Origin of the sequence: Cellulosimicrobium sp. 72-3 (assembly GCF_013127315.1) — a bacterium.
Classification (GTDB): Bacteria; Actinomycetota; Actinomycetes; order Actinomycetales; family Cellulomonadaceae; genus Cellulosimicrobium; species Cellulosimicrobium funkei.
Genome location: NZ_CP053419.1, coordinates 4,064,645 through 4,077,982, shown reverse-complemented (window position 1 = coordinate 4,077,982; position 13,338 = coordinate 4,064,645). Strand labels below are relative to the sequence as shown.

The following is a 13,338-nucleotide window of genomic DNA, read 5'->3' as shown; positions in this document are numbered from 1 at the left end:
CGCCTCGGTGGGCAGGTAAGGTTAGGCGACCCTATCCCACGACGGAGGAACCTCCTGTGCCGATCTCCCGGACCACGTCGAGCCCGCGCGTGCGCCGCAGCGTCACCACCACCGCCCTCGTGCTCGCCGCGACCCTCCTCGCGGCGTGCTCGTCCGACCCCGAGCCCGCGGCGACCGGCGCGCCGGCGCCGGACGACACCGCGACGGGGTACGCCGTCGAGCACGCGCGGGGTACCGCCGAGCTCGACGCGGCGCCGCAGCGCGTCGTGACGCTCGAGCCCGTCGAGACGGACACCGCCGTCGCGCTCGGCGTCGTCCCCGTGGGCGCCGCCGTGCTGAGCGTCGAGGCGGGCGTGCCCGCGTACCTCGGCGAGGAGGCGCAGGCGATCGAGGTCGTCGGCACCGTGCCCGAGCCGAATCTGGAGGCCATCGCGGCGCTCGAGCCGGACCTCATCCTCGGTACGGAGTCGCGCCACTCCGACCTGTACGACCAGCTCGCGAGCGTCGCGCCGACCGTCTTCATGGCGACCCAGACCGACCCGTGGCAGGAGAACGTGCTCCTCGTCGGGCGCGCGCTCGGCCGGGAGTCGGACGCCCAGGCCCTGCTCGACGCCTACGACGCGCGGTGCGCCCAGCTCCAGGAGGACTACGACGTCTCCGGGACGGCGCAGCTCCTGCGTCCGCGCGACGGCATCGTGTCCGCGTACGGGCCGCGGTCGTTCGCGGGCAGCACGCTCGAGTGCGTCGGGTTCGCGACGCCGGAGCAGGAGTGGGGCGAGGACATCTCCGTGGACCTGTCCCCGGAGCGCGTGACCGAGGCCGCCGCCGACCTCGTGCTCGTCTCGGCCGCCGACCCCGACGACGCGTCCGCGGTCCCCGCGGAGATCCCGCTCAACGCCGCGTCCTTCCCCGACGTGCGCGTCGTGGACCAGTCGTCCTGGATCAGCGGCGTCGGGCCGCTCGGCGGGCAGGCCGTGCTCGACGACGTCGAGCGCTTCCTGCAGGACCGTGCCGGCTCCTGACGCGGCGGCCGGGCCCCCGGCGACCGCCGGGAGCCCGGCCGGGTGCCGGTTCCACCGGTCGCCCAACGTGCTCTTCCCGACGACGGTCGCGCGCGTGCACGACGTCGGCCCGCGCCTCGTGCGCGTGACGCTCGCCGGGCCGGACCTCGCCGGGTGCGCCGACGTCGGGCTCGACCAGCGCGTGAAGATCCTGCTCCCGGGGCCGGGCGCGGACCGCCTCGCGCGCCGGGCGCGCCTCGCGGACGAGAGCACGTGGCGCCGCGAGTGGTCCGCGCTCGACGACGACGTGCGCCCCGTCATGCGCTCGTACACGCCCGTGGCCGTGCGCCCGGAGGTCGCGGAGGTCGACCTCGACCTGTACCTGCACGAGCCCGCCGGCCCGGCGAGCGCCTGGGCGCGGCGGGCGGCGGTCGGGGACCGCGTCCTGCTGTCCGCGCCGCACGCGCGGTTCGGCGTGACCGACCATGGCACGCAGTGGGACCCGGGACCCGCCGTCGGGCACGTGCTCCTCGTCGCGGACGAGACGTCCGCGCCCGCGGTGCGCGGGATCCTCGCGAGCCTCGGCCCTGACGTCCGGGCCCACGTGCTCGTCGAGGCCGACGACCCGGCGGACGCCCCGCTCGGGGACGTGCCCGCGACCGTGCGCGTCGAGCACGTGCCCCGCCTGCGACGCCGCGGCGCCGAGCGGGCGGTGCTGGGCGCCGTCCGCGACTGGGCCGCCGTGCACGGCCGGTCCGCGGCCTCCGCGGGCGACGGCTTCTACGCGTGGTGCGCGACGGAGAGCGCCACGGTCGCGCGCGTCCGGGCCGAGCTCGTCGCGGCGGGCGTGGCGCGGTCGCGCGTGCACGCGCAGGGCTACTGGCACGACCGCGCCCGGCCGGACGCGACGGTCAGACGAGGAACGCGACCATGACGACGAACGCGACCAGGAAGAACAGCAGCACCCCGAGCCCGACGAACAGGCCCAGCGCGACCGGGTGCGCCTGACGCCACGGCACGAGCCGGGGGTCCATCGCCCGCAGCTGCACGGGCGTGACCGGCTGGTGGACCGGGTTGAGCGGGACGCCGCGGTGCGCGAGGTCGAGCGCGACGGCCGAGAGCTGGTCGCGGTCCCACATCTGCCCGACGAGCAGGGCGAGGCGCTTCGTCGGCCCCACGACGATGAGGTGGTGCGTCGGCGTCATGCCCCCGAACCCCATGCTGTCGACCGTGACGACGCGCTCGATCTCGGCCACCGTGAACCGCCGCGGCCGGCCCCAGCCCTGGACCGTCACCGACCCGTCGCCGAACGTGACGCGGGAGCGGTCGGTGAAGCGGCGCGCGAGCACGTACGTCAGCGGGATCATCGCGAGCACGACGCACGCGTACCCGAGCGCGAGGGCGAGGTTGCGCGTGCTGATCCCCAGGGAGACCGCCGTGAGCCCGAGGATCGGCACGAGGACCGCGGCGAACGTGAGGTTGGCGCGCACCACGCGGCGCTTGGCGTCGTCGTGCAAGGTCAGCTCCGTCACGCTCGGAATCGTCCCACGGCACCGACCGTCTACTGAGCTACGACGATGTCGTACCGCTCGTCATATTTGGTGCGGGAGATCACGTTCTCGGCGTACGCCACGGCAGCCTCGGAAGTGGGGTGCTGGTTGGCCGTCGGGTTGGACTTCTGGTCCGTGATGACGATGTTTTTGGGCTCGCCGACGAACAGCGTGGCCCAGAACGTGTACTCCAAGTTGTTGTTGACGTCGTAAGACCCCGACTCCTTGACGATCACCACGGTACGGTCGGATGCTGCCTTGACCTCTTGGATCTTGGGGAAGACGGTGTCTACCGCTGCGGCGTTCGCGGCAGTGGGGTTTTCCAGGCCGGCTGCCAGGAAAGGAGCGGCCACGTCGTTCAGCACGACATCGGGGAGACGCTCGTCCTTATCCACGACCACGGTCTCGCCGCTCGACAGCGTGACCGCGCCCTGGGTCTCGGGCAGCGCGTCGACCTGGTCCGCGGTGATGACGTCACCGGCGGCGAAGGTTGGCACCTCCTGCTTCGTGCCCGTACCGCCGGAACCACCCGGAGTCGAGGACGAGCCGTCCGTCACGGTCGGCGACGCACTCGGGGCCGGAGTCGGCTGGTCGTCCGGCGTGCACGCCGTGAGGGTGAAGCCCAGCGCGATGGTCGTCGCGACCGCCAGGATCTTCGTGGCCTTCGTGTTCACTGTCTCTCCCCTGCTTCTGGCCTCGTCGTCGCTCGGCTCTCGGCGCGCCCTGGTGCTGTTCGGGACGGGCGGGATGGCTCTCGGGCGGAGTGCCCGAGAGCGGCAAGGCTCGTTCGAGATCCGTGCTGCCACACAGGACACAGCGTCCGCTGCCCGACGTGCGGGCCCTGCCCAGCCGTTCCTGCGCTCGTCGATCTCAGACCCGCTCTCCCACCTGTCGCTCCAGCGGCACTGTAGCCGTCCGCGGGAGCGAGCAGGGTCGTGCTCGACGGGCGGGCGAGTCGCGTGGTGCTGCAAGCGCGGTGAACTCGGGTACTCGGCCCCATGCCGTCGGGCCGGTTTTAGGAGCTGCGGAAGAGGCGCTTGCGCGACCGCGGGTGGCCGGGGGAGCCGGCCGGCAGGTCGTAGGCGCTCGTCCACACCGGGACGTCGTGGGGCGGGAGAGCCCCGGCGCGGACCGCGGCCTCGTGCAGGTGCCGCGCGACGGCGCCGAAGCTCTCGCGGCAGGAGAGCTGGCCCTCGACGAGGGAGAGCATGACGACGGTGCGGTGCGCGGCGGCGTCGGGCTGGACCGTCGCGACGGCCCGCCCGTGGGAGAAGAACGCCGCCGCACGCGGGGTGACGAGGCGGAGCACGTCGAGGTCGTCGAGGAAGAACGCACGGGCCGCGCCCCCGACCTCCCACAACGACGCGCCCTCGCGGTGCGCGACGTCGGACGCCCGGCGCTTCCAGCGCAGCGCGCCGAACGCGGCGGCGACCCACCCGGCCGCCGTCACGGGGTCGGTGGCGAGCGCGAGGGTGCACGCGGAGAACGTCCCCCGCGGCGGGTCGGACGTGATGCCGACGGGAGGGCGGGCCACGCCGTCACCGTAGCCCGCGGAGGTCGGGCCCCTCGCCGAGGGCGGCGAGCGCCCGCAGCAGCACGTCGTGACCGGACCGTGCGGCCCCGGGCAGCCAGGCGGCGAAGACCGCGCCGAAGGTGAGGGGGAGGAGCGCGACGAGCCACGCGACCCCGTTCTGGTAGACGGCGCCGAGCGTCGCGATCCCGGCGGCTGCGGCGAGCCAGATCGCTACCAGCACGAGGTCCAGCACGCTCGGGGCGACCGTCCCGCGCACGCGGACGCCGTCGGGCTCCTCGGTGAGCCGGGCGCGCAGCACGCTGTGCCCGCTCGCGTGCGCGCCGGGGGCCCAGCGGCGGGCGACGAGCACGTCGTCGCGCACGCGGACCCGGACCTCCTGCCCGCGGCGGGGCAGCTCCGCGGCGCGCTGCCGGACGTCGGCGACGGAGACCCGCGGCAGGAGCAGGTCGAGGGGGACGCGGAGCACGGCGCCGAGCCTAGGCCGTCAGCAGCAGCGCGACCCCGGGTTGGCGTCCTGCTCGGCGTGCCGCATGCGCCAGAACTCGCGCTCGGTCATGACGACGCCGCCCGGGTGCACCGCGCGCTGGTGCGCGGCGTAGGTCGCGTACGCGTCGTCGCCCATCACCTGCCGCACGTACCAGCGGACGTGGGCCGCGCCGTCGTGCACGCGGGTCGCGGCACTGCGGAGCCCCGCCACGACGGTCGCGCGGACCGTCGTGGCGGGACCCTGCGTCCCCTGCCGCACCGTCACCGGTGCCCCGTCGCGGCAGGGCGCTTCTCGGGCGGCAGCGCCGCCCACTCCTTCTGGATCGCCTTCTCGGCCTTCGTCGCGAACAGGTCGGCCGGGGCGAACCGGCGCGACGCGACGGGCGGGTCCTCGTGGTTGGCGCCGCCGCCGTCGCGCAGCGCCTTCGCGGTCACGAGGACCGACGCGACGATGACGACGATCGCGAGGACGACGAACACGATCGAGAGCGTGCCCTGGACGAACGTGTTGCGGACGACCGCCTCCATCGCCTCGACCGAGCCGGCGGTTCCGAACGACGTCTCGCCGGCGGCGAGCGCGTCCTTGAACGCGTTGTGGTTGGCCCAGTACCCGACCGCGGGGACGGGGGAGAAGATCTTCTCGATCGACGCCCAGATGGTGATGACCGCGGTGAACGCGAGCGGCGCCGCGACGATCCACAGCCAGCGCTGGTAGCTGCGCCCGCGCTTGGCGACGATTGCCAGCACGACGGCGAGCGCGATGGCCGCGAGGAGCTGGTTCGCGATGCCGAACAGCGGGAAGAACGTGTTGATCCCGCCGAGCGGGTCGGTGACGCCGAGGTAGAGGATGCTGCCCCACCCGGCGACCATGATCGCGGTGCACAACCACACGCCTGGCCGCCACGTGACGTCGCGGAACTTCGGCGACACGTTGCCGAGGGTGTCCTGGAGCATGAACCGCGCGACGCGCGTGCCGGCGTCGACGGCGGTGAGGATGAACAGCGCCTCGAACATGATGGCGAAGTGGTACCAGAAGCCCATCATCGCGGTGCCGCCCACGAGCTGCTGCATGATGTGCGCGAGGCCGAGCGCGAGCGTCGGGGCACCGCCCGTGCGGGACACGATCGACGGCTCCCCGACGGCCTCCGCGGTCGACGTGAGCATGTCCGGCGTGAGGTTGACGCCCATGAGGCCGAGCCCGTTGACGAACGCGACCGCGCCCTCGACCGTGCCGCCCGTGGCGGCGGCGGACGAGTTCATCGCGAAGTAGATGCCGCGGTCGATGGAGATCGCGGCGACGAGCGCCATGATCGCGACGAACGACTCCATGAGCATGCCGCCGTAGCCGATGAAGCGCGTCTGGCGCTCCTTCTCGACGAGCTTCGGCGTCGTGCCCGACGCGATGAGCGCGTGGAAGCCGGACAGCGCGCCGCACGCGATGGTGACGAAGAGGAACGGGAACAACGCCCCGGACACGACCGGGCCCGTCTCGCCGCTCGCGAACTCGCTGATCGCGGGCACCGTGATCTCGGGCCGCACGACGATCACCGCGACCGCGAGGACGACGATGACGCCGACCTTCATGAACGTCGAGAGGTAGTCGCGGGGCGCGAGCAGGAGCCACACGGGCAGGACGGCGGCGACGAAGCCGTACACGATGACGCCGACCGCGATCGTCGTGCGGTCGAGGTGGAAGAGCTCGGCGCCCCACGCGGTGTCCGCGATCCAGCCGCCGCCGACGATCGCGGCGAGCAGCAGCACGAAGCCGATGACCGAGACCTCGGTGATCTTCCCGGGCCGGATGTACCGCAGGTACACGCCCATGAACAGCGCGATGGGGATCGTCATCGACACGGAGAACACGCCCCACGGGCTCTCGCCGAGCGCGTTGACGACGACGAGCGCGAGGATCGCGACGATGATGATCATGATGAGCAGCGACGCGACGATCGCGGCGGTGCCGCCCACGCGGCCGAGCTCCTGACGCGCCATCTGGCCGATGGTCCGCCCGCCGCGGCGCATGGAGAAGAACAGGACGAGGTAGTCCTGCACCGCGCCGGCGAGCACGACGCCGACGATGATCCAGATCGTGCCGGGCAGGTAGCCCATCTGGGCGGCGAGCACCGGGCCGACGAGCGGGCCCGCCCCGGCGATCGCGGCGAAGTGGTGGCCGAACAGCACGTGCCGGTCGGTCGGGACGTAGTCCTTGCCGTCCTCGCGGGCCTCGGCGGGCGTGGCGCGGCGGTCGTCGGGGCGCGTGATGTAGCGCTCGATGACCTTGGAGTAGAAGCGGTACCCGATGAGGTACGTGCACACGGCGGCGAACACGAACCAGATCGCGTTCACGGTCTCGCCGCGGACGACCGCGAGCATGACCCACGCGATGCCGCCGAGCAGGGAGATCGCGGCCCACAGGGCGATCTTCTGGGGCGTCCAGCGGGTGCGCGCCTGTGCCCCGGGAAGCTCCTCGGGCACCGCGGTGGGGGGCAGGGACGGGTCCGGCACGATCTCCGGGTCGTCGTCCGCGGCGTTCCGCGCCGCGCGGGTGTCTGTCGTCATCGAGCCTCTCCAGGGTCGCGTCGTTGCGGTCCGACCACGGAAGGCTAGGAACCGCGGCGGACCGTGATCCACGTCACGGCGGCGGGCGGTCGAGGTGTGCGACGAACGGTGGTCGGTGTGCGACGAACGGCGCGGGAAGAAGGTTGCGCGCGCCTCGTAGCCTGGGGCGGTGCAGACGCTGACGACGCCCCGACTGACCCTCCGCCCCTGGCAGCCCGACGACGCCGACGCCGTCCTCGACATCTACTCCCGCTGGGACGTGATGCGGTACGTCGGGACGACGCCGCGCGTCCTGGAGCACCGGGACGAGGCGCTCGCGCGCGTCGCCGCGTGGGCGGAGGTCGACGACGGCACGCACGGCGTCTGGGCGGTCGTCCCGCGCGAGGACGACGGCGCCGGTCTGCCCGACGGCGCGCCCGTGGGGACCATCCTGCTCAAGTCGATCCCGGCGTCGGGCACGGGCGACCCGCTGCAGCCGTCCGGCGACACGGAGATCGGGTGGCACTTCCACCCCGCCGCGTGGGGCCGCGGGTATGCGTCGGAGGCGGCCTCGGCCGTCCTCGCGCACGCGTTCGCGCGGGGCCTCGACCGGGTCGTCGCCGTGACGCACCCCGACAACGCGGCGTCCCAGGCGGTGTGCCGACGGATCGGCATGACCCCCCGCGGCAGGACCGACGCGTACTACGGCGTGACGTGCGAGCTGTTCGACGTCACCGCGGCGGAGGGGGCACGGGCGGCCCGACCCGCGTGAGGCGGCGGACCGCACCGAGGACGTCGACGTCGTCGTGCGGCTCGGTGTCGAGCGCGCGGTGGATCGTCATGCCCTCGATGAACGCGTCGAGCACGCGGCACGTCGCGGGGTCGAAGTGGCGGCCCAGCGCGGCGCGGCTGCGACGCATCCAGTCGTTGGTGAGCGTCCGGTAGGCCGGGTCCCGCGCCGCGAGCGTGTAGAGCTCGTGCGACAGGACGAGGTCGCGCTGCGTCGCGAAGACGTCGTGCGTGATGAGCGTCGTGACGGCCTGGACGGCCTCCTCGGGCGTGCGCGCGTCGCCCATGCGGCGCTCGAACTGCGCGGCGGCCTCGCGCGTGAACCGGCCGAACGCCTCGCGCAGCAGGTCGTCCATCCCGGCGAAGTGGTACGTCATGGAGCCGAGCGGGACGTCGGCCGCCGCCGCGACGCGCCGGTGCGAGGTCCCTTCGACCCCGTGCTCCGCGATCACGTCGAGGCACGCGTCGATGATGCGGTCGCGGCGCTCCGGGTCGTGGCGGCGCGCGCGGCCCGTCGGGCCGGGAGGCGCGGGGGTCTCGGTCACGGGTCAGATGTTCTCGCGGATCACGCGCGCCGGGTTGCCGACGGCCACGACGTTCGCGGGCAGGTCGCGCGTGACGACGGACCCCGCGCCCACGACGGTGTTGTCGCCGATCGTCACGCCCGGGCACACGATGACGCCGCCGCCGAGCCACACGTTGTCGCCGAGCGTGATGGGCTCGGCGGCCTCGAGCTTGTCGCGCCGCGGCTGGGGGTCGACGGGGTGCGTGGGGGTGAGGAGCTGGACGTTCGGCCCGAGGAGGCAGTCGTCGCCGATGGTGATCGCCGCGACGTCGAGCGCGGTGAGCCCGGAGTTGACGAACGTCCGGTCGCCGAGGTGCACGTTGCTGCCGAAGTCCACCGCGAGCGGGGGCTTCACCGACGCGCCCTCGCCGAGCGAGCCGAGCAGGTCCGTGAGGATCGCGCGGGCGCCGTCGTCGTCGCCGTCGAGCACCGCCCGGTGGTAGGCGTCGACGAGGCGCAGGCCGCGCTGGACGCCGCGCGCGATCTCCGGGTCGTCGGCGACGTAGAGGTCGCCCGCGGCCATGCGCTCGTAGCTGGTGCGGTCGTCGCCGGCGAAGTAGTCGGTGGTCATGCGCTGGTCTCCTGGTACTCGAGGGTGCGGTCGTGGGGGGAGGGGTGGTGCGGCGAGCTGGTGGCGCGGCGCGGTGCGAGGACGCCGGCGAGCAGCACGACGACGACGCCCGCGAGCGGGAGCACGAGCAGGCCGGTCCGCAGGCTCGTGGCGTCGGCGACGAGCCCGACGATCGGCGGCGACAGGAGGAACCCGAGCCGCATGAGCCACGAGACGAGCGTGAGACCCGTGCCCGCGCGCAGCCCGGGGAGCTCGTCCGCCTGCTGCATCGCGGCCGGGACGAGGGTTGCGACACCGAACCCGGCGGCGGCGAACCCGGCGATGGTGCCGGGCACGGAGGGGAACGCGAGCGCGAGGCCCGTGCCGAGCGCGACGAGCGCACCCCCGGTCCGGGCGACGGCGCGCTGACCGAAGCGGTCCACGAGGCGGTCCCCGACGAGGCGCCCGACGAACTGGGCGCCGACGAGCGCGACGAAGCCGGCGGCGGCGAGCGTCGCGGGGGCGCCGAGCGACCCGGACAGGTAGACCGCGGCCCACGTGCTGCCCGCGTCCTCGACGAGGGTGCCCGCGACGGCGACGAGCACGAGCGCGGCGAGGACGGCGGCCGTGCGGGCGCGGGACGCGCGCGCGAGTGCTGCGCCGGCCCCTGCGGGCGTCGCGCTCGCGGGCGCACCGGGCGGGGCACCCGCCCCGGCCTCGGTCGCGGCGGCCTCCGCCGCGACGGCGTCGGGCGCCTCGCCGTCGAGCCCGGGCAGGCACCAGCGCAGCGCGACGAGCGCGACCACCGCGAAGAGCGCGCCCGTGATCGCGAGGTGGACGCCGAGGGGCAGGCCGAGCGCGATGGCGGCGGCCGCCATCCCGCCGCCCACGACGGCGCCGACCGACCACAGCGCATGGAAGCCGTTGATGATCGAGCGGCCGTACCGGCGCTGCACGCGCAAGCCGTGCGCGTTCTGCGCGACGTCGGTGAACGCGTCCATCGCCCCCGCCGCGAACAGCGCGACGACGAGCAGCGGCAGGGCGGGCGCCAGGCCCGCGAGCAGCAGCCCGGCCGCGGTGAGCACGGTGCCGGCGACGGCGACGCGCGCCGACCCGAACCGGCGGACGAGCGCCGCGGCGGCGAGCCCGGCGGTGATGGCCCCCGCGGGGAACGCCGCGACGGCGAGCCCGTACGTGGCGTTGCCCAGGTCGAGCCCGGCCTTGATCTCGGGGTACCGCGGCACGAGGTTCGCGAACAGCGCGCCGTTGGTGAGGAACAGCGCGGCGACGGCGACCCGCGCACGCCGGACGTCCGGCGCCGGGCCCGCGAGGATGGGGGGCGGCATGCGGACGATCGTACACACGATGTGTACGACCGTACACATCCCCGCGGGGTCGGGGCCGTGGTCTGCGCCTAGGCTGGCGGGCATGGACACCGAGGAGCGACTGGCCGTCTTCATCGACTACGAGAACCTCGCGCTCGGGGCGCGCGAGCACCTGGGCGGCATGACGTTCGACTTCGGCCCGATCGCCGACGCGCTCGCCGTGCGCGGGCGCGTCGTCGTGCGGCGGGCGTACGCGGACTGGTCGTACTTCGACGAGGACCGCCGCTCGCTCACGCGCCACCAGGTCGAGCTCATCGAGATGCCCCAGCGCATGGGGGCGTCCCGCAAGAACGCCGCCGACATCAAGATGGTCGTCGACGCGATCGAGATGGCGTTCGAGCGCGACTACATCTCGACGTTCGTCATGTGCACGGGGGACAGCGACTTCTCCCCGCTCGTCCACAAGCTGCGCGAGCTGAACAAGCGCGTCATCGGCGTCGGCGTCGAGAAGTCGACGTCCCGCCTCCTGCCGCCCGCGTGCGACGAGTTCCTGTTCTACGACCGGCTCGAGGGTGTCGACGTCCCCGACGAGCCGGAGCCTCGCTCGGTCCGCGGTGGGCGCGCCGGGACGACGTCCGGTGGCGCGAAGGCGAAGCGCACCGGCGGCCGCACGTCCGGGCGCCGCAAGGCGACCGAGATCGCCGAGCCGGAGGTCGAGACCCCGGCCGCCGCGGCGCTCGCGGAGCTCGGCGAGGCCGTCGGGCGCTCGTCGCGCCGGGGCGAGCCCGTCGTGACCGAGAACGCCGAGGTCGACGGCGAGACGACGCCCGTCGAGCAGCCGGCCGACGAGCCCGCGCTCGTCGCGACGACCTCCGAGGCCGACGACGACGCGCCGTCGGGCGAGGACGTCCCCATGGAGGTGCGCGTCGCGCAGACCCTGGCCGACCTCGAGGCGTCCACGAGCGGCCCGGTCACTGCGTCGGTGCTCAAGCGCACGCTGCTGCGCAAGGACCCGACGTTCAGCGAGGCGGACTACGGGTTCCGCAACTTCGGCGAGTTCCTGCGGTTCCTCGCCGACCGGAGCTTCGTGGAGCTCGCGCCCGGCCCCGCGACGGGCGACCCGGAGGTGTCGCTGCCCGCGCAGGGCGACACGGACCAGGCGTTCGCGCTCGTGCGCGACGTGGTCCGTGAGGAGGGCGGCTCGACGGTCCTGTCCGGGCTGAAGAACGCGATCCGCAAGAAGCGCCCCGACTTCAGCGAGAAGGCGCTCGGGTACCGCGGGTTCCTGCAGTTCTGCAAGGCGGCGCAGGCCGCCGGCGCCGTCGACCTCGCCTGGGACGACGACGCCGACGACTACCGCGTGACGGTCGCCTGACGCTCACTCGGCCGTGGCGCCGGGCGCCGGGGACCACCCCGGCGCCCGGTCGCGGCGCCCGGACCTGCCGACCGGCGTCGCGGTCAGCGACCGACGAAGGCGAGCAGCGCCTCGTTGACCTCGGCCGCGTGCGTGACGAGCAGGCCGTGGGGAGCGCCCTCGACCTCGACGTACTCGGCGTCCGGCACGAGCTGGCGGAAGCGGCGTCCGGTCGCGTCGATCGGCAGGATGTTGTCCTTCGTGCCGTGCAGGATCAGGGTCGGCTTGCCGGCGGCGCGGACGGCCTCGACGTCGGCGCGGAAGTCCTCGATCCAGGTCGGCACGACCGCGTACGCGGCGACGGGCGCGGAGCCGATCGCGGTGATCCAGCTCGCGTGCACGGCGTCCTCGCTGATGCGGGTCCCGAGGTTCTCGTCGAGGTTGTAGAAGTCCTTGTAGAACTGCGTGTACCAGGCGTAGCGGTCGGAGCGCGCGGCCTCGACGATGCCGTCGAACACGGACTGCGGGACGCCCTCCGGGTTGTCGTCGCGCTGGACGAGGAAGGGCTCGAGCGAGGCGAGGAACGCGAGCTTGGCGACGCGCTCGTGGCCGTGGTTCTTCACGTAGCGGGCGAGCTCGCCGGTGCCCATGGAGAAGCCGACGAGGATCACGTCGCGCAGGTCGAGGGTCTCCAGGACGGTGTCGAGGTCGGCCGCGAACGTGTCGTAGTCGTAGCCGCTGCCGACCTTGCTCGACGCGCCGAACCCGCGGCGGTCGTACGTGATGACGCGGTGGCCGGCGTCGAGCAGCTCGCGCTTCTGCAGCTCCCAGCTGTGGCCGTCGAGGGGGTAGCCGTGGATGAGGACGACCGGCTGCCCGGCGCCCTGGTCCTCGTAGTAGAGCTCGATGTCGGTGGAGTTCTCCTGCCCGACGGTGATGTACCCCATGGTCGTGCCCCTTTCGCGAGGTCGGGAGAACGGTCGTTCTCTCGTTGGTCGCTACACTAGAGAACGATGGTTCTCCGCGCAAGCGGTACGACGTGAACAGGAGATGAGCGATGCTCGACGACGCGAGCGCCCGCGCGGCCGTGGTGGCCGCGGCCGACCGGCTGTTCTACGCCCAGGGCGTGCAGGCCGTCGGTATGGACGCCGTCCGTGCGGAGGCCGGGGTGTCGCTCAAGCGCATCTACTCGCTCTTCCCGTCCAAGGACGACCTCGTCGTGGCCGTGCTGCGCCAGCGCACCCGGCGGTGGGACGACGGGATCGCCCAGGCCGCCGCGGGGGTCGCCACGCCCCGGGAGCGGCTGCTCGCCGTGTTCGACTTCCTCGACGCGTGGTTCCGCGAGGACGGCTTCCGCGGCTGCGCGTTCATCAACTCGTTCGGCGAGCTCGGCGCGACGTCGCCCGGGGTCGCCGCCGCGGTGCGCGAGCACAAGGAGTCGTTCCAGCAGTACGCGCGCGACGTCGTGCGCGAGGCAGGCCTGCCCGACGACGTCGCGCTCCAGGTCGTGCTGCTCGCCGAGGGGGCGCAGACGACGGCGGCCATCACGCAGGACCTCGACGTCGCGCGCCAGGCGCGCCGGGCGGCCGAGGCGATCCTCGACGCGGCGGTCCCTGCGACCGCCTGACGTCCCGGGGCGTTCCCGG

The 13,338-nt window shown here is 73.8% G+C and carries 15 protein-coding genes; 5 read left to right on the top strand and 10 right to left on the bottom strand.

Translation table 11 applies throughout. From position 1 onward, the window contains the following. Positions 1–56: 56 nt before the first annotated feature. Positions 57–1,022, top strand: a complete 966-nt coding sequence (locus tag HKK73_RS18180) for an ABC transporter substrate-binding protein (RefSeq protein WP_253705705.1) — start codon at positions 57–59, stop codon at positions 1,020–1,022. Next, positions 1,009–1,935 (top strand): siderophore-interacting protein, encoded by a 927-nt coding sequence (locus HKK73_RS18175; RefSeq protein WP_085387034.1) that lies wholly within the window; start codon positions 1,009–1,011, stop codon positions 1,933–1,935. The genes HKK73_RS18180 and HKK73_RS18175 overlap by 14 nt, the downstream gene beginning before the upstream one ends. On the opposite strand, the gene HKK73_RS18170 is transcribed toward HKK73_RS18175, so the two are convergent. From HKK73_RS18170 to HKK73_RS18145, 6 genes are all read right to left on the bottom strand, one after another. Beyond that, positions 1,913–2,533: a hypothetical protein gene (locus HKK73_RS18170; RefSeq protein WP_171468573.1), complete on the bottom strand. Its 621-nt coding sequence runs from the start codon at positions 2,531–2,533 to the stop codon at positions 1,913–1,915. The genes HKK73_RS18175 and HKK73_RS18170 overlap by 23 nt on opposite strands. A gap of 29 nt (positions 2,534–2,562) precedes the next feature. Continuing rightward, a complete protein-coding gene (locus HKK73_RS18165) occupies positions 2,563–3,225 on the bottom strand; it encodes a hypothetical protein (protein ID WP_171468572.1) in 663 nt (220 codons plus the stop codon). A 341-nt stretch (positions 3,226–3,566) separates the two neighbouring features. Then, complete coding sequence (locus HKK73_RS18160) at positions 3,567–4,085, bottom strand: hypothetical protein (protein WP_171468571.1); 519 nt, start codon at positions 4,083–4,085, stop codon at positions 3,567–3,569. Positions 4,086–4,089: 4 nt separating this feature from the next. Continuing rightward, a complete protein-coding gene (locus HKK73_RS18155; protein ID WP_085387038.1) occupies positions 4,090–4,551 on the bottom strand; it encodes a hypothetical protein in 462 nt (153 codons plus the stop codon). Between the two features lie 18 nt (positions 4,552–4,569). Further along, positions 4,570–4,836 (bottom strand): YbdD/YjiX family protein, encoded by a 267-nt coding sequence (locus HKK73_RS19390; protein WP_074803792.1) that lies wholly within the window; start codon positions 4,834–4,836, stop codon positions 4,570–4,572. Then, complete coding sequence (locus HKK73_RS18145; protein WP_021481587.1) at positions 4,833–7,130, bottom strand: carbon starvation CstA family protein; 2,298 nt, start codon at positions 7,128–7,130, stop codon at positions 4,833–4,835. The genes HKK73_RS19390 and HKK73_RS18145 overlap by 4 nt, the downstream gene beginning before the upstream one ends. A gap of 169 nt (positions 7,131–7,299) precedes the next feature. On the opposite strand from HKK73_RS18145, the gene HKK73_RS18140 reads away from it, so the two are divergent. Next, the gene (locus tag HKK73_RS18140) at positions 7,300–7,881 is read left to right on the top strand and encodes a GNAT family N-acetyltransferase (protein WP_009863291.1); all 582 of its coding nucleotides are present in this window, start codon (positions 7,300–7,302) and stop codon (positions 7,879–7,881) included. Here HKK73_RS18140 and HKK73_RS18135 read toward each other — a convergent pair. Genes HKK73_RS18135 through HKK73_RS18125 form a run of 3 tightly spaced genes read right to left on the bottom strand, consistent with a single transcriptional unit; the run spans position 7,841 to position 10,359 of the window. Next, positions 7,841–8,443, bottom strand: a complete 603-nt coding sequence (locus HKK73_RS18135; protein ID WP_085387039.1) for a TetR/AcrR family transcriptional regulator — start codon at positions 8,441–8,443, stop codon at positions 7,841–7,843. The genes HKK73_RS18140 and HKK73_RS18135 overlap by 41 nt on opposite strands. A 3-nt stretch (positions 8,444–8,446) precedes the next feature. Then, on the bottom strand, positions 8,447–9,034 hold the full coding sequence (locus HKK73_RS18130; RefSeq protein WP_061268962.1) for a sugar O-acetyltransferase: 588 nt from the start codon (positions 9,032–9,034) through the stop codon (positions 8,447–8,449). Further along, complete coding sequence (locus HKK73_RS18125; protein ID WP_171468570.1) at positions 9,031–10,359, bottom strand: MFS transporter; 1,329 nt, start codon at positions 10,357–10,359, stop codon at positions 9,031–9,033. Before HKK73_RS18125 ends, HKK73_RS18130 begins: the two co-directional genes overlap by 4 nt. Positions 10,360–10,441: 82 nt before the next feature. Between HKK73_RS18125 and HKK73_RS18120 the strand changes: the two genes are divergently transcribed. Next, a complete protein-coding gene (locus tag HKK73_RS18120) occupies positions 10,442–11,713 on the top strand; it encodes an NYN domain-containing protein (RefSeq protein WP_137281288.1) in 1,272 nt (423 codons plus the stop codon). Between the two features lie 83 nt (positions 11,714–11,796). Here HKK73_RS18120 and HKK73_RS18115 read toward each other — a convergent pair whose 3' ends face one another. Further along, the gene (locus HKK73_RS18115) at positions 11,797–12,639 is read right to left on the bottom strand and encodes an alpha/beta fold hydrolase (protein WP_043654451.1); all 843 of its coding nucleotides are present in this window, start codon (positions 12,637–12,639) and stop codon (positions 11,797–11,799) included. Between the two features lie 110 nt (positions 12,640–12,749). Between HKK73_RS18115 and HKK73_RS18110 the strand changes: the two genes are divergently transcribed. Continuing rightward, positions 12,750–13,319: a TetR/AcrR family transcriptional regulator gene (locus tag HKK73_RS18110; RefSeq protein WP_043654454.1), complete on the top strand. Its 570-nt coding sequence runs from the start codon at positions 12,750–12,752 to the stop codon at positions 13,317–13,319. The last annotated feature ends 19 nt before the right edge of the window (positions 13,320–13,338 follow it).

What these genes read in the sequence shown, in the direction of transcription:
- HKK73_RS18145 (WP_021481587.1), bottom strand. Translation starts at nt 7,130, where the DNA reads ATGACGACAGACACCCGCGCGGCGCGGAACGCCGCGGACGACGACCCG.
- HKK73_RS18130 (WP_061268962.1), bottom strand. Translation starts at nt 9,034, where the DNA reads ATGACCACCGACTACTTCGCCGGCGACGACCGCACCAGCTACGAGCGC.
- HKK73_RS18120 (WP_137281288.1), top strand. Translation starts at nt 10,442, where the DNA reads ATGGACACCGAGGAGCGACTGGCCGTCTTCATCGACTACGAGAACCTC.
- HKK73_RS18115 (WP_043654451.1), bottom strand. Translation starts at nt 12,639, where the DNA reads ATGGGGTACATCACCGTCGGGCAGGAGAACTCCACCGACATCGAGCTC.
- HKK73_RS18125 (WP_171468570.1), bottom strand. Translation starts at nt 10,359, where the DNA reads ATGCCGCCCCCCATCCTCGCGGGCCCGGCGCCGGACGTCCGGCGTGCG.
- HKK73_RS18110 (WP_043654454.1), top strand. Translation starts at nt 12,750, where the DNA reads ATGCTCGACGACGCGAGCGCCCGCGCGGCCGTGGTGGCCGCGGCCGAC.